We start from the raw sequence: 17,458 nt of genomic DNA, 5'->3' as shown, positions 1-17,458 counted from the left end.
ATCGATCCAGGCGTTGAACCGCGCCCGGTCCCGTTGCGGGCAGGGCTTACGGCACCGGCACGGGTCTTGGTGTCGGGTCGGGTGCCTCCAGCGCGGCGCGGAGTGCGGGGATGTCCGGGGCGACGGCGGTCAGCAGGGTCAGGTTCTCGCCGAGCGGGAAGGCGGCGGCCTCGGCCGACGCCCCCACCGTGCCCGCGCGGGTCGTCAGCATCTGACCCAGCGTCCGATGGCCTGCCAGGACCGCCGGGCCGTCCCAGCCGGGCGGGGCGCCGGTACCGATGTCGGTGGACTGGTCGAGGACGAGCCGGCCGCCCTGGCGGACGGTCAGGCGGGAGGTGAGGCGCCCCGGTCGTTCGTCGTGGCGTCCGAGCACCTGCTCCTCGCGGAGCAGCAGCCGGGCGTGCGGATCCAGGTGGACGCGGGTCCACAGCCGCAGCTCGCTGCCCGCGGCGGCGATCACCGGTTCCGGACGCCAGATCAGCTCGGCGTCCCCGGCGACGGTCAGGTCCAGGTCGTAGTGGGCTGGTGCCGGTTCGCGGCCCGGGAGGCTGAGGGTGGCGGCTGCGCTGGTGACCAGTAGTCGGGCGCCGGGTTCGACGACCACCTCGACGCGCAGCCGGTCCCCGCCGAGGGGCGCGGCCATCGCGCCCACCAGGACCACGTGTGCGGCGCCCGCGTCCTGCGGGTGGCGGGAGCGGCGCAAGGCGAGCGGGCCGTCGCCGGTCAGCTCGCGCAGGGCCGTGCCTCCGCGCGCGTCCGCCGTCGCCCGGATCCGGGCGACGGCGCTGACACCGCTCATGCCCGGCGCCAGTCCGCGAGGCGCTCGCATACCCACGCCGCTATCGGCGCCACTCCGTCCGGGCCCACCAGCGAGCAGAAGACGACCGGCAGTTCGCCGCGCTGCGCGGCCGCGTCCCGGGCCATCACCGACAGGTCCGCGCCGACCAGCGGGGCCAGATCGGTCTTGTTGACGACCAGCAGGTCGGAGTTGGTGACGCCGGGGCCGCCCTTGCGGGGGATCTTGTCACCGCCGGAGACGTCGATCACGAAGATCTGGTGGTCCACCAGCCCGCGACTGAACGTCGCCGTCAGGTTGTCGCCGCCGCTCTCGACGAGGACCAGGTCGAGCGGGCCGACCGCGGCTTCCAGCTCCTCCACCGCTTCCAGGTTGGCGCTGATGTCGTCGCGGATCGCGGTGTGCGGGCAGCAGCCGGTCTCCACCGCGGTGATGCGCTCCGGCGGCAGCACGGCATTGCGCAGCAGGAACTCGGCGTCCTCGGTCGTGTAGATGTCGTTGGTGACGACGGCGAGGGAGAGTTCGTCGCGCAGCACGGCGCACAGGGCCGCGACCGTTGCCGTCTTGCCGGAGCCGACCGGCCCACCGAGGCCGATCCGCAGGGCACGCCGGGCCCCGGAGCCGGTTCGGGGCGCGGCCGGGGCCGGGTGGTGGTCGGGTGCGGGAAGGTCGGGGTCCAGGTGCATGACGGCTCCGTTCATGGGGGGACGGTTGGGACGGCCCGCAGCGACGCGGGCCTTCGGGCACCGGGCGCCAAGGGTGATTCATGAGGCGAACAGCCGGACCGGCCAGGCCGCGTGCTGTTCCGCCGAGATCTCCAGCAGCGGCGCGCCGAGGACCGGCAGCAGGTCGACGTCGCCGGGTTCCGCCGCGGTGACCGCCTGGTCCGCGACCTCGCCGACGGCGGGCGCCAGCCGGGCGAGCACAGCCGTGGCCTGGAACGGGTCCAGGCCCAGCAGTCGCACGCACGCCGTGACCGGGCCGGACACCGTCTCGTAGGCCACCGCTGTCGCCGCGTCCGCCGGGCCGAGGCCCGCCACGGAGGCGGTCACGCCGAGCACGACCGGCTGGTGTGCCCCGCCCGGGCACGCCGCGGCCAGCCGCTCCAGCGCCGGGTCGGGCCAGGCCGCCCGTGCCGCGCGGAGCAGTTGGCGGCCGAGGCGGCGCGACGCGGCCCGCAGCGCGGGGGAGGGCGTGCGCGCTTCCGCCGCCTCGTCGAGCGCGAGCGGGTCCGTGCCCGCCGCCGCGCTCGCCGCCAGGGCGGCGTTGGTGAGTCCGACCGTGTGCAGCCGTCCGGCGCAGAACGCCGCAAGGCTCGCGGCGTCACCCACCCGTCCCGCCCGGACCGCCGCCTCGACGCCGCCGGAGTGGGCGTGGCCGCCTGCCGGGAAGCGCCCGTCGGCGAGGACGAGCAGGGCGGGGTGGACCGAGGACTCCCTCATCACGGAGCGCGCCTCAGAAGAGGAAGTACCGCTGGGCCATGGGCAGTTCCGCCACCGGGTGCGGTTCGACCACCTCGCCGTCGATCCGCACCGTGAAGGTGTCCGGCTCCACGGTGACGTGGGGGAGCGCGGCGTTCTCGCGCAGATGCTCCTTCCGCACCTCGCGCGTGTCGCGGATGGGCACGAACGCCTTGGCGACGCCGAGCTCCTCGCCCAGCCGCTGCGGCAGTCCGTCCTCCAGCGCCCACGGCGTCACGAAGTTGAGCGAGTTCGCCGACGGCGACCGCCCGACCCCGCCGAACATCGGGCGCGGCAGCACCGGTTGTGGCGTGGGGATGGAGGCGTTCGCGTCGCCCATCTGCGCCCAGGCGATCTGGCCGCCCTTGACCACCAGGTCCGGCTTGACGCCGAAGAAGGCCGGCGTCCACAGCACCAGATCGGCGAGCTTGCCCGGCTCGACGGAGCCGATCTCGCCGTCCATACCCTGCGCGATCGCCGGGTTGATCGTGTACTTGGCGACGTAGCGACGTGCCCGCAGGTTGTCCGCGCGCCCGTCGCCGGGCAGCGAGCCGCGGCGCCGCTTCATCACGTGCGCGGTCTGCCAGGTGCGCAGGACGACCTCGCCGATCCGGCCCATCGCCTGCGAGTCCGAGCTGATCATCGAGATCGCGCCGAGGTCGTGCAGCACGTCCTCGGCCGCGATGGTGGACGGTCGGATCCGCGACTCGGCGAAGGCGAGGTCCTCCGGGACGTCGGCGCTGAGGTGGTGGCAGACCATCAGCATGTCCAGGTGCTCGGCGACGGTGTTCCGGGTGTGCGGGCGGGTCGGATTCGTGGAGCTGGGCAGGATGTTGGGCTCGGAGACCACCGTGATGATGTCGGGCGCGTGCCCGCCGCCCGCGCCCTCGGCGTGGTAGGCGTGGATGCCGCGACCGGCGATGGCGGCGAGGGTGTCCTGGACGAACCCGGCCTCGTTGAGGGTGTCGGTGTGGAGCGCGAGCTGCGCCCCGCTCTCGTCGCAGACGCGCAGGCAGGCGTCGATGACGGCCGGGGTGGCACCCCAGTCCTCGTGGATCTTGAACCCGGCTGCTCCGCCGCGCAGTTGGGCACGGAGCGCCTCGGTCGAGACCGTGTTGCCCTTGCCCAGCAGCCCGAGGTTCACGGGGTACTGCTCGGCGGCGGCGAACATCCGCGCCAGATGCCAGGAGCCCGGCGTGATCGTCGTCGCCTTCGAACCCTCCGCCGGGCCGGTGCCGCCGCCGAGCAGCGTGGTCACCCCGCTCGCCAGCGCTTCGTCGAACAACTGCGGGCAGATGAAGTGCACATGGGAGTCCACGGCCCCGGCGGTGAGGATCCGTCCGTTGCCGGCGATCACCTCCGTTTCCGGGCCGATCACCAGCTGCGGGTGCACGCCGTCCATCGTCTCCGGGTTCCCGGCCTTGCCGAGTGCGGTGATCCGTCCGTCGCGGATGCCCACGTCCGCCTTGACGACGCCCCAGTGGTCCAGCACCACCGCTCCGGTGATCACGGTGTCGGGGGCGCCCTGGGCGCGGGAGACGCGGCTTTGGCCCATCGACTCCCGGATCACCTTGCCGCCGCCGAAGACCGCCTCGTCCCCGCCGCCGCACAGGTCCTGCTCGACCTCGACCAGCAGGTCGGTGTCGGCCAGCCGGATCCGGTCCCCGGCCGTGGGGCCGTAGAGGTCGGCGTACCGGCGCCGGGTCACGGTCAGCGCGGCGGCCCGCGGGTCACCGGCGCTCGTCCTGCCGGCACCCGTCTCGTCGGCGCTCATCCGTCCACCCGCCCCGCTGTCTCGCCGCGCAGCCCCCACACCTCACGGGCACCGCCGAGCGGCACCAGTTCCACGGTCATCGGTATCCCCGGCTCGAACCGCACGGCCGTCCCGGCAGGCACGTTGAGCCGCCGGCCGCGCGCGGCGGCGCGGTCGAAGCGGAGCCCGGGGTTGGCCTCCGCGAAGTGGTAGTGCGAGCCGACCTGGACCGGCCGGTCGCCGGTGTTCACCACCTGCAGCCCCGTCACCGCCCGTCCCCTGTTGAGCGGTACGTCGTCCTCACCCAGCAGCAGTTCGCCCGGAATCACGTCACGCCCCCCGCTCAGTGGATCGGCTCGTGCAGGGTCACCAGCTTCGTCCCGTCCGGGAACGTCGCCTCCACCTGCACGTCGCGGATCATCTCCGGCACGCCGTCCATCACGTCCTCGCGCCCGAGCACCGACCGTCCGGACGCCATCAGTTCAGTGACGCTGCGTCCGTCCCGCGCGCCCTCCAGCACGTGCACGGTGAGGATCGCGAGAGCCTCCGGATGATTCAGCCTCAGCCCGCGCGCCCGTCGCGAGAACGCGACGTCGGCGGCGACGTGGATCATCAGCCGTTCCTGCTCGTGCGGGGTCAGTCTCATCGGCGCCGAACTCCTCGGGTGGGAGGAAAGGACGCGAGCACCCCGTCGTGCCGCGGTTTCGGCCAAGCTACCGGATCAGAACCGGAGAACCAGGGGTGTCACGCAGAAGTAACCTGACCGACCCACACCCCGCCACGCACGCCGGAACATGCCGGGGTGGCCCTTACGCCCCATGCCGCTCCGGGGACGAAGCTGGGCCCCTCTGAAGGCCGGTCGGCCGGCGCGCCGTCAGGGACGGACTGTCGCGCGAGGGCCGACGGGCCAGCGCGGACCGGTCGTGGGGTTGCCGAGCCAGGCCCACTGGGCGGTCGGAGTGACGGTCATGCCGTAGTCGTACGGGACCGGTTGCCCGTGCTCCTCCCATTGGTCCCATGCGGCGACGACGTCGTCGCCGATGCGCCGGGCACCGCCCTGGTAGAGCGTCACCGCGCCGTCCCCGGTGGTCGACAGGGCTGCCCAGGACCGGGCGCCGTCGTGCAGCCACGCGTTCACGCCGTCGTCGTCGACGGCCGTGATGACCTCGACGTCCGGCACCGCGACGCGCAGCGCGAACTTGAGGTTCCAGTTCTCGTGCAGCGGCGCCAGCTCGCGGTCGAGGGTCCGCTTGTTGTCCGGGGCGCTGCTGCCGCGCACAGTCCGGAATCCGGCGTGTCCGGTGGTGCGTGGGTGGGCGTGGTGGCGGTCGGCCATGAACTGGCCCAGGCCCTGGACCCAGCCGGTGGCGGCGTCCGCTGTGGGCTCGACGGTGAGGGCGACGTGTCCGAGTCGGCCCCAGGGGAACACGATCCGCCCACCTGGCCGGGTGTGTGCCAGCCACAGCAGCGGGACGCTCTCGACCGCGTAGCTGGCGTGGATCCGGTCGAACAGCCCGTCACCGGGCGCCTGCCGGGTGGTGTCGCCGACACGGACCTCGGCCCGGATGCCGCAGGCCCGCAGGCGGGCACGCGCGGTCGCGGCCAGAGAGGTGTCGGTCTCGGTGGACACCACCCTGCCCTCGCCCGCGCGCCAGGCGGCCAGCGCGCAGCTCCAGCCCTGCCCGGTGCCGATGTCCCACACCGCGTGTCCGGGCTCGAGCAGCAGGCTGTCCAGCATGTCGACGACGACAGCGGGCGCGGACAGGCTCGAGGACGGCAGCCCACCGGTGACCTGGGTGACCGCCGCGGTGTCCGGACCGGCGAACAGGGTCCGCGCCCACCCCTCCGGGTCCGTGCCCCGGTCGACGGGCGCGTAGGTGCGCCCGTCCCACCGCCACAGCCGCCCGGGAGCGAACCCGTCCTGCGGCAGCGCCGCGCAGGCCTCGCGTAGCCACGGCGACCGCTCGGGCCACGCCCCGCGCTCGGCCATGGCCGCGTCCAACTGCCCGCGCAGGGTGGCCAGATCTGGACCGGTCACCTCTTGTGCTTCCCGTCCGAGGGCGGCGGGGGCGGCACCTGCCCGTCCGCGTTTCCCGGCGGCGGCGCGCCCTGGCCCGGGTCCGGCGCCGGCTTCTCGTGCTCGCCCACGGCATCTCCCACTCGTGTGCCCGACCGACCCACCCATCCTGACCCGGCGTCACCGCCGGGCGGAAGCCCGGCACCACGGCGCACCGAGGGCGCGTGGAAGCAACCTCCTGGAGTCGAGCACGACGCCAACCCGGCGAGGGCGTCCAGGGCGTCATCACTTCCCGGCGGCCGGAGCGGCCGGAGTCCGCAGGGTGGAACGTCACGGCAGGCCCGGCGCGGTGCGGTAGTCGGCAACGACGGTCTTTGCCGCCGCCAGTGCCCGCAGGCCCGTCCGGGCGTAGTCCGCGTCGGAGTCGGAGTCGGAACCGGCTGTCAGCGCAGCATGTGCTCAACACAGCGGCCCCGCCGTCGTGTTGTTGGCGGGGCCGAAATCGGGTCGTGGGTCAGCGGTGTCCGGAGCAGGAGCACACGCACATGCCGAGCCGGCTTTTCAGGTGGTTGGGGTCGTGTTGTTGAGCCAGCCGGCTTTGGTGGCGTTGACGCCTGCCTGGAAGCGGCTGTTGGCGTGGAGTTTGGTGGTGAGCTCGGCGATTTTTCGGCGGACGGTGCGTTCGTGGATGCCGAGGTGGCGGGAGATGGCTTGGTCGGTGAGTCCGGCGGCCAGCATGTGGAGGAGGGCGGTGGTGTGGGTGTCGTGGGGTGGGGTGAGGTCGTGTGGGGGGTCGGTGGGTGGGGTGGGTTCTTGGTGGGGGCGGGTGGCGTGTGTTCTTTGAGGCTTTTGGTTCCTTGGGGGATCAGGGGCGTGGAGTGGGCCCAGTAGTGGTGGAAGACGCCGCGGAAGACGTGGTTGACGATGGGGCTGTGGGGAGTGTGGGGGACGTGGAGGAGGGAGGTGGTGTGGTCGATGAGGGCGAAGCTGAGCGGGAGCACGGGGTGACTGCGCCCTTCGGCGCCGCCCTGGAGTAGTTCGTGTAGGTGCCGGGCGGTGTGGGGGGTTCGGGTGGTGGCGGCGCGGATGACGAAGCGGATGTGGACGTCGCGGGCCAGCAGGGTGTGGGCGGCGGGGGTGAGGGTGCGGGTGAATTCGTCCCCGGTGCCTTGGAGGAGCAATTCGGAACTGGTGCTGCTCAGTTCCCTTTCGAGGGCGGCTGATATGTCGTCGGGGCCGTCGATGACCTGGATGCGGTTGTCTTCGTGGTGGGTCATGTAGGTGGTGCGGTATCCGGTGAGGACTTCGTAGGCGTTTTCCCAGGTGTTGGCCATCGTCGCGCCGAATTGGGCGAGTTGGTCCTCGAAGTCCTCGACGAGGCAGCCGAGTGCGTGTTGGGGGGCGAGGGCGATCCAGCCGCTGGGGGTGTGGTCGCTGGGTGCGAACAGGCCGAGGCGGTGGAGTTTCTCGGTGGCGTGGTCGAGCTCGCGTGTTGTCCAGCCATAGCTGGTGGTGGCGTCGTCGGGGCGCCAGGCGGGGTTTTTGACGGCGAGGTCGTACAGGGTGTGTGCCGTGTCGCGCCCAGCTCGTGGGGCGAGTGCGGGGCGGGGGCCGGTGTCCGGGCTTTTCCGGACGATGGAATTCAGTTTGACAAGAAACGATTCTTCCGGGCCGAGTGCACGAATACTTGTCATGATCACGAGAGTAAGTGCAGTTCGAGCCGGGTTCAAGGTTGTTATGGTTTCAGTCCTGATAGGGGCCCTTGACAAAGCCGCCAGGGGCGTTGTGTGACACGACGATGTCGCACCATTGCGCCTGGTGTCCGGCTGTCGGGTGTGTTTCGGTGCGCTTGGTGTCCCGTTTTCCTCTTGTCCTGTTGTTCGGGTATTTCGCTGTGCCGGGTGTCGGGTCGGGTTGGTCGGCGGGGGTGGTTGTTCCCGGTTCCGGCGCTGTTTTTCGGTCGTGTCACTGGCTGTGGGCTTGGGCTGAACTCCCGGGCTGTTGACGACGGCTGGCTCGTCCCCTGATCCGGCCGGGCGGCCCGTCGGCACCAGGTGCGTGGTATAACACGAACATGATGGGGGAGAGCTATCTCGCCGCCGCCGAAGCAGCGGTGTCACTGTTGGCGCACCAGTCCGTGGCCGATGCGTGGGACAAGCCCAGCGCCCTGGCGCGCTACGCAGTCAGCGGGCTCGCGGGTCATCTGGCCGGGCAGGTCAACGTGGTGGCCAAGGCGCTCGACGGCCCGGAACCGGACACCGAGCCCGTGGCGCTGCTGGACTATTTCCTTCAGGCCAGCTGGATCGACGCCGACCAGGACGGCGAGGTCCACCGCGGGGTCAGAGGCAGCGGCGACCAGTACGCCGCGGTCGGCCCGCAAGCGCTGGCGACCCGGACCGCCGAGGTGCTCGACCGGCTGCGCCGGGACCTACCGCGCCAGGCCCCGCACCGGGTGGTGCAGTTCCCGTGGGGACCGCCGTCACTGCGCCTGGACGACCTGCTGACCAACCGCATGATGGAACTGGTCGTGCACGTCGACGACTTGGCGGTCAGCGTGGGCGTCCCGACGCCCGAGTTGCCCGCCCCGGCGACCGACGCGGTCGTCGGCCTCCTGGCCACGCTGGCGGCCAGGAGGCACGGCTCCGTGCCCGTACTGCGCGCGCTGACCCGGGTGGAACGCGCGCCGGCCACGATCGCCGCGTTCTGACGGGGGTGACGCGCTCGCCTGCGTGTGCGCCGTGGGGTGTCGGGCGAGGGGTTGGCGGATCGGGGCTTGGGGATATCCTACGCGCCGTGCGCGTCATCTTGTTGGGCGGCGCGGTCGAGCAGGATGGCGCGTTCCTTGGCGTTGCCTGTCAGGGCGGCGGCTCGTTCGAACTCGGCGCGGGCCTCGGCGTGGCGGCCGAGTTTGGCAAGGAGGTCTGCGCGCACGCTCGGCAGCGCGTGGTAGGAGCTCAGGGAGTTCTCGCTGAGCAGTTCGTCGACCAGGGCGAGGCCTTCGGCCGGCCCGGAGGCCATCGCCACCGCGACGGCCCGGTTCAGGCGCACGACGGGCGAGGCAGTGACGGCGGTCAGTGCCGTGTACAGGTCGACGATCTGGGACCAGTCGGTGTCTTCGGGCAGGCGGGCGCGTGCGTGGCAGGCGGCGATCGCGGCTTGCAGGACGTAGGGTCCAGGCGGCCCCGGCGGGCACTGTCCGGCGCGCAGCAGCGCGGCGAATCCTCGGGCGATCAGCAGCCGGTCCCAGCGGCTTCGGTCCTGTTCGAGAATCCCGATCGGCTCGCCGTCGGTGCCCACCCGAGCCCGCAGGCGCGAGGCCTGAAGTTCCATCAGCGCGACCAGTCCGTGGACCTCGGCATCCTGGGGAGCGAGTTCGGCGAGGATCCGGCCGAGCCGCAGGGCTTCGAAGCACAGGTCCGGGCGCGTCCAGTCCTCGCCGCTCGTCGCGGCGTAGCCTTCGTTGAAGACCAGGTAGAGGCATTCGAGGACCGAGGCCAGGCGTTCGGCACGCTCGCCGGTCGGAGGCAGTTCGAAGGCGACACGGCGGGCGGCGAGGGTGCGTTTGGCCCGCACGATGCGCTGCGCGACCGTCGCTTCGGGCAGGAGGTAGGCCCGGGCGATCTCCCGGGTGGTCAGGCCGCCGAGGAGCCGGAGCGTCAGGGAGACGCGGGCGTCGACGGAGAGCGCCAGGTGGCAGCAGACGAACATCAGGCGCAGCACGTCGTCGTTGATCTCGCGTTCGTCGAGGGCCGCGTCGTCGTCGAGGGCTCGCTGCATGTCGTGCAGGTCCGCTACGAGCTCCTGCTGTTTGCGTTCGAGCCGTTCGAGGCGACGCAGCCGGTCGACGGCGCGGCGTTTGGCGATGACGGTGAGCCATGCGCCCGGATTCGGGGGAACTCCGTCGCGGGGCCACTGCTCGAGTGCGGCCAGCAGGGCTTCTTGTGCCATCTCCTCGGCCAGGTCGACGTCGCGCAGGATGCGGGCCAGGCCGCCGATGATCCGTGCGGACTCGAGCCGCCAGACCGCTTCGACCGCGCGGCTCACCTCGGACTGCGCCATGGGGCCGATCCCAGCATCGGGGTCGGCCCCATGGCAAGCGCGGCGCGCGGGCGTGCGCTGGGGGTCAGGCCTTAGGACGCGTCCTCGGGCCCGAACACCTGGCGGATGTCGCCCTCGCCGTCGCCGGCGATCGTCCAGAAGCGCCGGGCCAGTTCCAGGGCTTCCTCCTTGGAGTGGACGTCGAGCAGGGCGAAGCTGACGATCAGCTCCTTGGCCTCGACGTACGGGCCGTCGGTGAAGGTGACCCGCCCGCCGGTCGAGGAGGCGTGCGTCCCCTGCGGTTCGAGGCCGCCGGTGGCCAGCAGCGCGCCGGACTTGGACAACTCCGCGACGAAGGCACCCATCTCGGCGTACATCTTCTCGTCCGGGGCGCTGCCGCCGGCGTAGGTCGTCATCAGGTATCGCATGATCGTTCCTTTCTGAACGGGTCGGTCGTTGACGCGTGGTGGTTTGCCGGGATCAGGACGGATCCGGGTCGGTCGGCTGCCAGGAGGTGTGGCCGGCCAGGGTGTAGCCCACGAGCGCGGTGGCGTGTCCGTGGCCGACGCCGTACTCGGCCTTGAGCCAGTCGACGAGTTGTTTGTGCTTGGTGAGGTTGCTGGAGCGGATGAGGTCGATCCATTCGTTGATCGGTCGCCCGTACTTCTTCTCGATGGAGGGGAAGTAGAAGGCGGGTCCGGTGACGGGCTGGGTCATGGCGTTCTCCTCAAGGGACCTCTTCGCGTGTGTGGTTCGGCGGGCTGGTCACCCGGTCTCATGCATGCTTCGAACGGCGCGGGCACAGATCGACACCGTCCGGAAATATTTTTCGGCCGGCGAGGCGGAACCCGGCGGATGGCCGCGGCTCGGGCATGGCGATCAGTGGGCAGGGCCTCGGGCTCGGCGTGCCTGCGGCAGTTTCGGGGTGTGTGGTTGCCGTTTCCGGGCGTGGCCTATTCCGGGTTTGTGTGGGGCGGGGTCGGGGGTGGGGGCCCGTGCTGGCATTGGTGCCGGCGGTGGTCTGCGCGGTGCGTCTGCGTGGCGCTGGCAGCGGGGACCGCGACGGCGATGAGGACGGTCGAGAACGGCTCTGACCGCTTACGACTGGTTGGTCAGCTGAGTGCCGGAGCGGGAGCGGGCAGGTAGGGGGAGATGTTGCGCCAGGCACGCTCGATGTATGCGTTCTTCTCGCCGACCGGGGCGACGTAGTGCAGCGCGCCTTCGGCGGCGTCGTGGCACTGAAGGCGGGCGATGATCCAGGCGGCGAGGTAGTGCGAGGCCAGGCAGCCGCCGGCGGTGGCGGTGTTGTCCTTGGCGTAGAAGGGCTGGTTGAGGACATCGACGCCGGCGGCAACGACCCATGGCTTGGTGATCAGGTCGGTGCAGGCGGGCATGTTGTCTAGCAGGCCGAGCTTGGCCAGCACGAGCGCGCCGGAGCACTGCGCCGCGATGAGTTGGCGCGAGGGGTCCAGGCCGCGCAGGATGTTCATGATCGCCGGGTCTTCGACGACCTCGCGGGTGGCGCTGCCACTGCCGACGATGACGGCGTCGGCGGCGCACGCCTCCTCAAGAGTGGACATCTGCTCGATCACCACCCCGTTCATCGACGTGACCTTGGGGCTGGGGGTGGCGATGGTGACGCGCCAGTCGTCGGTCTTGACGCGGTTGAGCACACCGAGCGCGATCAGGGAGTCGAGCTCGTTGTATCCCTCGAAGGTGAGGATGGCGATGTGCACCGTGGCTGTCCTTCCGGGTGAGTTGGGTCCAGACGGTAGGAACCCGCGAGCAGGACAGTCAAAGAATTGTCATGGATACAATCCGGTGCATGGCAGCCTCGCGATACAAGACGCTGGTCGACGCGCTCGCATCCGAGATCCGGACCGGGCGGCTCACCGCAGGTGTGCGGCTGCCGACTCATCGGGGGCTCGCCGCCCGCGAGGGCATCGCCGTGGTGACCGCCACCCGGGTGTACGCCGAGCTGGAAGCGATGGGCTTGGTGAGCCGGGAACAGGGCCGCGGCACGTTCGTGCGTGACGTCGCGGTTCCCGCCGGTCACGGCATCGACCAGCAGGTCGTTGCCACGGACGCGGTCGACCTCAGCTTCAACTACCCGTCGCTGCCCGGCCAGGCCGATCTTCTGCGGCAGGCCTTGCGAGAGGTGGCCACCAGCGGTGATCTCGACTCGCTGCTGCGCTATCAACCACACCGCGGGCGTCCCCAGGACAGAGCCTCCATCGCACGACACCTCAGACGCCGGGGGATCACCACACAGGCGGATCGGGTCCTCATCGTCAACGGTGCGCAGCACGGCCTGGCCGTCACCGTCATGGCCACGCTGAGCGCCGGCGACGTCGTCGCGGTCGACGCACTCACCTACCCGGGTTTCAAGGTGCTCGCGCACGCCTTCCATCTCGACCTGGAGCCCATCCCCGTCACCTCCGACGGGCCGGATCTCGATGCCCTGGAGAAACTGTGCGCGACCCGCCCGGTGCGCGCGATCTACACCATGCCCACCCTGCACAACCCTCTGGGCTGGGTCATGTCCGCGGCCGACCGCACCCGTCTGATCAAGATCGCTCGGCAGCACGGTCCGCTCGTCATCGAAGACGCCTCCTACGCCTACCTCGTCGAGGACCCTCCACCGCCCCTGGCCGCGACCGCGCCGGACATCACCGTCTACGTCTCGGGACTGTCCAAGAGCATCGCCACCGGCCTGCGGGTCGGCTTCGTCGTCGCCCCTCCGTCCACGGTGCCCTCGCTCGAACGCGCGATCCGCGCGACCACCTGGAACACGCCCGCCCTGACCACAGCGATCGCCTGCCGCTGGCTCGATGACGGAACGGTGGACCACCTGGAAGCGCAGAAACGGGACGACGCCAGGGCCCGTCAGGAACTCGCCGGACAAGAGCTGGCAGGCCTGCCACTCGTCAGCCACCCCTCGTCCTACTTCGCATGGCTGCCGCTGCCCGACGACGCACGCGCCGACCGCCTGACGGCCACCCTCGCGCGCCGGCACATCTCGGTCACCACGGCGGAGCCGTTCACCACCTCGACGCACACACCGCAGGCGCTCCGCCTCGCCCTGGGCTCGACCGATCTGGAAAGTCTCCGGTCGACGCTGCGTACAGTGCGACGAGTCGCCGTCGAGGACGCCTACACCTGAACTCCCGTCGGCCAGCCGATTTGGCCGATTCTGATTCCTTCGGCCAGACCCTCCCGTGACGGCCGCGTGTTCCCGTGAGAGGGGCTCCTGCACCAGTCGGTGCGTCAGCCCCCCTCGGATGGTTTGACTTGTTGAAGCGTCAGCTCTGGAGGCGGCTGTCGTTGTTCCATGCGACGCCGAGCGTGCCCGCGTCAGTCAGAGCATGGGCGGCCAGTGCATGGTGTCGAGGTGCCGCATCAGGAGGCGTTCCTGTGCGCCGATGTCGTCGAGGATGGCCCGTCCGGCGGCGATCAGGGCGGGGAAGGCGGGCTCGTCGGAGCGGAGATGGGGAGTCACTTCGCTGACGGGGAGGCGCTGGTAGGCGAGTAGCGCCGCGCCTTGGAAGGCGGCGATGCGGTATGCGTCCCTGCTGTGCGCGAGGATCCATCCGTCCGGGCAGCTGGAGAGCCAGAACGTGCGGCCGCTGCTGTGGACGGAGACGCCGTGGGGGCGGTCGCCGTCGACGACCTGGTCGACGAGTTCGAGGGGGCGTTCGGCGGCGAGCTCCGCGAGGGTGCGGGGGTGTTCGAGGCCGTCGTCGATGAGGGTGCGGATGGTGACGGCACGGGACTCGCCGGCGGCTTCAGCCCGCGCGTCGAGACGCCGGAGAGTGTCAACTGGCAGGCGAACATCGATCTTGGGGCCGACTTCGGGGCGTCCGCCGGGATTGCTCGGCGGAGTGGGGCCCATGACGTCCCTCGGGACAGGTTTCCGCATGCGTCAACCCTACGGGGGTTTCCGCATGCGTCAACCCCCGGGGGGTCTTGTTCTGGCGTGCTTCCTGGTCACCTTGACGGGATGAAGGCCGGCTGATCTGGCGTCAACACGGCCCGCGGCCGGGTGCCGGGAGCGCAGGATGCCTGTCGCGGCCGGGAATTCCACCGTTCGCCAGAGCATTCATGGCTCGGAATAGACCTTGATAGACTGCTAGTCTTGGTTTATGGCGTTGTATCGGGACATCTATATCGACCTGCGTCGGCGGATTACCGCTGGGGAGTGGGGGGTCGGGGACCAACTCCCCGATCTGGGAGCCCTTGTGGGGCACTATGACGCGTCCTTGAATACCGTCCGCAGGGCGACCAACGCCCTGCGCGACGAGGGCGTGTTGCGGATCTCGCAGGGTGAGGGGACGTTCCTGGCCGCGCTGCCGCAGTCCACGAACGAGGAGCTGCTGGAGCGGTTGCGTGGCGCCCAGGTGGCGATCGGCGACGCCATCGCGGCGCTGGAGGCCGCGGGCCGGACGATCGCGGTCGCCGCGGCGGAGGGGGAGCCTGATGTCTGACAGTGACGACAGCAGGTTCGCTGGCGTCGACGCGCTGCTCGCTGCCGTGAACGCGGGCACCGTGCTGCCGGTCCCGGCGGAGCGGGTGCGCCTGCGCGAGACCGCCGGGCTGACCGTGGCGGCCGTGGCGCAGGCGTTGGGTACGCGTCCCGCGACGCTGGAGTCGTGGGAGGCCGGGCGCAGCGAGCCGACCGGTGACCGGTTGGCCGCCTACCGGCGGCTGTTGGAGGGCCTGGCGGAGCGCTACCCCGCCGCCCCGGATCCCGTGGAGTCGACCGCCCCGGCCGCCCCGCCGACAGCGACGTCGGCTCCGGAGCGCCCGGCCGACCCGGTGCAGCCCGTGCCGGTCGCGCCGACCGCGCCCCCGGCGCCGGTCGCGGCTCCGGCGCAGCCGTCCCGCCCGAGCACGCAGGCTGCTGCGCCGTCCCGGCGTACTGCTCCGACCCGTGCCAGTGGGCGAGCCGCTGCCCCGCGTACCCCGGGACCGAGCGCACCCGAGTCTGCTGCTCGATGGTGGCCCGCGGTCGCGCTGGACGTCGTGCCGGACGGCTGGGTGCTGGATGTGCCGCAGGTCCCGGCCCCGGCGGGCGCGAGGCTGACGGACTTGTTCGCGTGGCTGGGCACTGGCCTGCCTTTGCGGATCGAGCGGGTCCACGCGGCGGGTCGTGGGGGCGATGGGACGGTGGTGCTGACTGCCGGCGCGCTCACCGCGCTCGGCCTGCCGGCCGTGCTGCCGTCGACGGAGAAGGCTCTGACGGCGCTGCAGGCGAAGCTGGCGAAGGCCGCTGCCGCTGTCGGGATGGAGGTCTCCGACCAGGTCGGTCCGGCGTTCCGCGCCTTCCGTCGTAAGGGGTCCGCGGGCGGTCCCCGCACTTCGCTGCGGGTGCTGGTTGCGCCGTGGCTGGGGCAGGGCGACGCCCGCCAGCAGGCCACCAGCGCGCTGGCCGCGCCCCTCGCAACGGGCGTGGACGGCAGCGCGGACGGGCTCACTCTGGCCCGCCGGATCCGCGCCTTCACCGCCGACCTCGGTGTCGCCCCCGGCGCGTCGACGGCGTCGACCGCGATGCTGCTCCTGGACGCGGTCCGCCCGAGGATCGAGTGGGTGCGAGACGAGTCGACGGGGGAGTGGACCTCCCACCTGCGTGAGGGCGCACTCCCGGCGGGGGACCTGTGCGTGGCTCCTGCGGCCGGGGCCCGGCACCCGTTGACCCGTCAGCTCCTCGTCGAGGGCGGGGTGGTGTGTGAGGAGGAGGACTACAAGTGGTGGGCCCGCCCCCTCACCGACGATGAGGTGAAGCGGCCGTTCGCGGTCGCGGTCGATGTCTGCGCCTCCTACCTGTCCGTCACCGAGTCCCTGCGCCTGCCGGTCGGCCCGCTTCAGTTGGTGACCAGCCCGGTGTGGGACGAGAAGTCCGCCGGGCTGTGGTGGTGCGACTTCACCACCACGCCCGTGGACGAGTTGCTGCCGCACCCGGCGACGTTCCACGGGCAGGTGCCGACCGGACCGGGTTGGTACGCCACCCCGACCGTCGCCTACATGACCCAGGCGTACGGCTTCGACCCGGGCACAATCACCGAGGCCTACCTGTCGGCGCACACGGCGCCCATGTTGAAGGAGTGGACCGCCAGGGTGCGCGCAGGCTACAAGCGCGCCTACGCCGTACTCGGCCTGGTCGACGGGCTCAACGCGGAGGCGTTCCTGGCCATCTACGCCGAGCACAAGGACATCGGCCAGGACCCGGAGCTGGCCGACGCGATGACGCTGGCCGGGCTCTACAAGAACGTCTACAAGGGCGGGATCGGGAAGTGGTCCGACTCCGCACGCCACCTGGACGACCAGACGTGGTTGGAGAAGGTGGCCGCGTCCTGGGCTTACCGGCCGGAGATCCGGTTCCACATCATCGCCGCGGCCCGCATCGCCGCCCACCGCCGCCTGCGCAAGACGCTCCAGCTGACCGGCCGGGCGCCGTTCGCGGTCAACGTCGACTCCTACCTGTACGCCACTGACGCGCCGTCACCGATCGAGCTGCTGCCGGTCAAGGAGGACGGCTCCCCGGTCCCCGGCGCGCTGCGCCTGGGCATCGCGCCCGGCTCCCACAAGCACGAGTCCTCGATCCCGCTGGCCGAGGCGGTCGCGGCGATGGAGCGCCGTGAGCACCCGTCCCGGCTGGTCCACCAGTACTCCACCGACGGCACGCCCGTCGTCCAGGCCGATGCCAACGCCCGGGAAGACGGTGAGTTCTGATGGCGGGCCGGGGCATGTTCGGCAGGGTCCGCGAGGCGCTGTTCCCCTCGCGGAAGGCCCCGGTGCAGATCACCACCCAGGCCGAGCACGTGCGGGACAAGATGTTCGGCGGCTCCACCAGGGCCATGGCCCAGGCTTACGGTGTGAGCCAGCGCAGCGTCGAGCGCTGGATCAAGGGCACCCGCACACCCCCGGAGCTCTCCCGCGCCGCCGAGCGGCGGTGGGAGAAGGAGAACGCGGTCCGTGCCGGGCAGGGCCGCCCGCCGCTGCCGCGCCCGACCACCTCGGCCGACCGGCTGGCCAACGACGCGGTCCGCGCGCAGACCACCGAGCGGGGCCGCGAGCGCAAGGCCAAGCAGCTGCAGCAGCTCGGCGTCTTCTCCGGCCACACCGCCCGCGTCGGGCGCGCCACCACCTTCAACATCCGCGGCTCGGACGCCGTCCGCTCCCGCGACGTCCACGTCACCCTGACCGGCGATCAGGCCGCCGCGCTCGCTTTGGCCGAGACCGAGGATGCGGTGCGCGCCGTCATCGGCCAAGCGCTGGCGGACTACTTCAACGGCGGCGCCTACGGTGGCTTCGGACCGGACGACTTCGAATGGGACGAAAGCGACTTCGACCTGCGCTGAGCGACCCGCTTGTGACTGAGCGGTTCGGCCGGCGAG

At 71.4% G+C, this 17,458-nt stretch carries 18 protein-coding genes; 5 read left to right on the top strand and 13 right to left on the bottom strand.

What is annotated here, in order from left to right; all coding sequences use genetic code 11:
- Window positions 1–46: 46 nt before the first annotated feature.
- The 8 genes from ABH928_RS24490 to ABH928_RS24455 all read right to left on the bottom strand — a co-directional run bounded on the left by ABH928_RS24490 (window position 47) and on the right by ABH928_RS24455 (window position 6,764).
- A complete protein-coding gene (locus ABH928_RS24490) occupies window positions 47–799 on the bottom strand; it encodes an urease accessory protein UreD (RefSeq protein WP_370070030.1) in 753 nt (250 codons plus the stop codon).
- Window positions 796–1,482, bottom strand: a complete 687-nt coding sequence (ureG, locus tag ABH928_RS24485; RefSeq protein WP_370070141.1) for an urease accessory protein UreG — start codon at window positions 1,480–1,482, stop codon at window positions 796–798. Before ureG ends, ABH928_RS24490 begins: the two co-directional genes overlap by 4 nt.
- A 78-nt stretch (window positions 1,483–1,560) precedes the next feature.
- Window positions 1,561–2,238 (bottom strand): urease accessory protein UreF, encoded by a 678-nt coding sequence (locus ABH928_RS24480; RefSeq protein ID WP_370070028.1) that lies wholly within the window; start codon window positions 2,236–2,238, stop codon window positions 1,561–1,563.
- A gap of 13 nt (window positions 2,239–2,251) precedes the next feature.
- The gene (locus ABH928_RS24475) at window positions 2,252–4,030 is read right to left on the bottom strand and encodes an urease subunit alpha (protein WP_370070026.1); all 1,779 of its coding nucleotides are present in this window, start codon (window positions 4,028–4,030) and stop codon (window positions 2,252–2,254) included.
- Window positions 4,027–4,338: an urease subunit beta gene (locus ABH928_RS24470; protein ID WP_370070024.1), complete on the bottom strand. Its 312-nt coding sequence runs from the start codon at window positions 4,336–4,338 to the stop codon at window positions 4,027–4,029. Before ABH928_RS24470 ends, ABH928_RS24475 begins: the two co-directional genes overlap by 4 nt.
- 14 nt (window positions 4,339–4,352) lie before the next feature.
- Complete coding sequence (locus ABH928_RS24465; protein WP_370070022.1) at window positions 4,353–4,655, bottom strand: urease subunit gamma; 303 nt, start codon at window positions 4,653–4,655, stop codon at window positions 4,353–4,355.
- Window positions 4,656–4,883: 228 nt separating this feature from the next.
- Complete coding sequence (locus tag ABH928_RS24460) at window positions 4,884–6,047, bottom strand: protein-L-isoaspartate O-methyltransferase (protein ID WP_370070020.1); 1,164 nt, start codon at window positions 6,045–6,047, stop codon at window positions 4,884–4,886.
- A 540-nt stretch (window positions 6,048–6,587) separates the two neighbouring features.
- Entirely contained in the window at window positions 6,588–6,764 is a 177-nt protein-coding gene (locus ABH928_RS24455) for a LuxR C-terminal-related transcriptional regulator (protein WP_370070018.1), read from the bottom strand.
- Between the two features lie 1,336 nt (window positions 6,765–8,100).
- Here ABH928_RS24455 and ABH928_RS24450 point away from each other — a divergent pair.
- Window positions 8,101–8,733, top strand: coding sequence for a maleylpyruvate isomerase N-terminal domain-containing protein (locus ABH928_RS24450; protein WP_370070016.1), 633 nt, complete (start codon window positions 8,101–8,103; stop codon window positions 8,731–8,733).
- Between the two features lie 77 nt (window positions 8,734–8,810).
- Here ABH928_RS24450 and ABH928_RS24445 read toward each other — a convergent pair whose 3' ends face one another.
- The 4 genes from ABH928_RS24445 to ABH928_RS24430 all read right to left on the bottom strand — a co-directional run bounded on the left by ABH928_RS24445 (window position 8,811) and on the right by ABH928_RS24430 (window position 11,800).
- Window positions 8,811–10,085, bottom strand: coding sequence for an RNA polymerase sigma factor (locus ABH928_RS24445; RefSeq protein ID WP_370070014.1), 1,275 nt, complete (start codon window positions 10,083–10,085; stop codon window positions 8,811–8,813).
- 71 nt (window positions 10,086–10,156) lie between these two features.
- Complete coding sequence (locus ABH928_RS24440; RefSeq protein WP_370070012.1) at window positions 10,157–10,492, bottom strand: YciI family protein; 336 nt, start codon at window positions 10,490–10,492, stop codon at window positions 10,157–10,159.
- 52 nt (window positions 10,493–10,544) lie between these two features.
- Window positions 10,545–10,781: a DUF4287 domain-containing protein gene (locus tag ABH928_RS24435; protein WP_370070010.1), complete on the bottom strand. Its 237-nt coding sequence runs from the start codon at window positions 10,779–10,781 to the stop codon at window positions 10,545–10,547.
- Window positions 10,782–11,176: 395 nt separating this feature from the next.
- The gene (locus ABH928_RS24430) at window positions 11,177–11,800 is read right to left on the bottom strand and encodes a DJ-1/PfpI family protein (RefSeq protein ID WP_370070008.1); all 624 of its coding nucleotides are present in this window, start codon (window positions 11,798–11,800) and stop codon (window positions 11,177–11,179) included.
- A gap of 89 nt (window positions 11,801–11,889) precedes the next feature.
- On the opposite strand from ABH928_RS24430, the gene ABH928_RS24425 reads away from it, so the two are divergent.
- Window positions 11,890–13,227, top strand: a complete 1,338-nt coding sequence (locus ABH928_RS24425; protein WP_370070006.1) for a PLP-dependent aminotransferase family protein — start codon at window positions 11,890–11,892, stop codon at window positions 13,225–13,227.
- A gap of 195 nt (window positions 13,228–13,422) precedes the next feature.
- Here ABH928_RS24425 and ABH928_RS24420 read toward each other — a convergent pair whose 3' ends face one another.
- On the bottom strand, window positions 13,423–13,983 hold the full coding sequence (locus tag ABH928_RS24420) for a hypothetical protein (RefSeq protein WP_370070004.1): 561 nt from the start codon (window positions 13,981–13,983) through the stop codon (window positions 13,423–13,425).
- A 223-nt stretch (window positions 13,984–14,206) separates the two neighbouring features.
- Between ABH928_RS24420 and ABH928_RS24415 the strand changes: the two genes are divergently transcribed.
- Genes ABH928_RS24415 through ABH928_RS24405 form a run of 3 tightly spaced genes read left to right on the top strand, consistent with a single transcriptional unit; the run spans window position 14,207 to window position 17,422 of the window.
- Window positions 14,207–14,548: a GntR family transcriptional regulator gene (locus tag ABH928_RS24415; RefSeq protein WP_370070002.1), complete on the top strand. Its 342-nt coding sequence runs from the start codon at window positions 14,207–14,209 to the stop codon at window positions 14,546–14,548.
- Window positions 14,541–16,793 carry a helix-turn-helix domain-containing protein gene (locus tag ABH928_RS24410; protein WP_370070000.1) on the top strand — a complete coding sequence of 751 codons (2,253 nt, stop codon included), beginning with the start codon at window positions 14,541–14,543 and terminating at the stop codon, window positions 16,791–16,793. Before ABH928_RS24415 ends, ABH928_RS24410 begins: the two co-directional genes overlap by 8 nt.
- Complete coding sequence (locus tag ABH928_RS24405) at window positions 16,793–17,422, top strand: hypothetical protein (protein ID WP_370069998.1); 630 nt, start codon at window positions 16,793–16,795, stop codon at window positions 17,420–17,422. The genes ABH928_RS24410 and ABH928_RS24405 overlap by 1 nt, the downstream gene beginning before the upstream one ends.
- Window positions 17,423–17,458: the final 36 nt, after the last annotated feature.

The organism is Streptacidiphilus sp. MAP5-3, assembly GCF_041262505.1.
Lineage (GTDB): Bacteria > Actinomycetota > Actinomycetes > Streptomycetales > Streptomycetaceae > Streptacidiphilus.
This window is presented reverse-complemented; position numbering and strand designations above follow the sequence as displayed.

Bases quoted from the DNA above. Each gene is read 5' to 3' on its own strand.
- ABH928_RS24490 (WP_370070030.1), bottom strand. From the start codon at position 799: ATGAGCGGTGTCAGCGCCGTCGCCCGGATCCGGGCGACGGCGGACGCG.
- ureG (WP_370070141.1), bottom strand. From the start codon at position 1,482: ATGCACCTGGACCCCGACCTTCCCGCACCCGACCACCACCCGGCCCCG.
- ABH928_RS24480 (WP_370070028.1), bottom strand. From the start codon at position 2,238: ATGAGGGAGTCCTCGGTCCACCCCGCCCTGCTCGTCCTCGCCGACGGG.
- ABH928_RS24475 (WP_370070026.1), bottom strand. From the start codon at position 4,030: ATGAGCGCCGACGAGACGGGTGCCGGCAGGACGAGCGCCGGTGACCCG.
- ABH928_RS24465 (WP_370070022.1), bottom strand. From the start codon at position 4,655: ATGAGACTGACCCCGCACGAGCAGGAACGGCTGATGATCCACGTCGCC.
- ABH928_RS24455 (WP_370070018.1), bottom strand. From the start codon at position 6,764: ATGCTGGCCGCCGGACTCACCGACCAAGCCATCTCCCGCCACCTCGGC.
- ABH928_RS24450 (WP_370070016.1), top strand. From the start codon at position 8,101: ATGATGGGGGAGAGCTATCTCGCCGCCGCCGAAGCAGCGGTGTCACTG.
- ABH928_RS24445 (WP_370070014.1), bottom strand. From the start codon at position 10,085: ATGGCGCAGTCCGAGGTGAGCCGCGCGGTCGAAGCGGTCTGGCGGCTC.
- ABH928_RS24440 (WP_370070012.1), bottom strand. From the start codon at position 10,492: ATGCGATACCTGATGACGACCTACGCCGGCGGCAGCGCCCCGGACGAG.
- ABH928_RS24435 (WP_370070010.1), bottom strand. From the start codon at position 10,781: ATGACCCAGCCCGTCACCGGACCCGCCTTCTACTTCCCCTCCATCGAG.
- ABH928_RS24425 (WP_370070006.1), top strand. From the start codon at position 11,890: ATGGCAGCCTCGCGATACAAGACGCTGGTCGACGCGCTCGCATCCGAG.
- ABH928_RS24420 (WP_370070004.1), bottom strand. From the start codon at position 13,983: ATGCGGAAACCTGTCCCGAGGGACGTCATGGGCCCCACTCCGCCGAGC.
- ABH928_RS24415 (WP_370070002.1), top strand. From the start codon at position 14,207: ATGGCGTTGTATCGGGACATCTATATCGACCTGCGTCGGCGGATTACC.
- ABH928_RS24410 (WP_370070000.1), top strand. From the start codon at position 14,541: ATGTCTGACAGTGACGACAGCAGGTTCGCTGGCGTCGACGCGCTGCTC.
- ABH928_RS24405 (WP_370069998.1), top strand. From the start codon at position 16,793: ATGGCGGGCCGGGGCATGTTCGGCAGGGTCCGCGAGGCGCTGTTCCCC.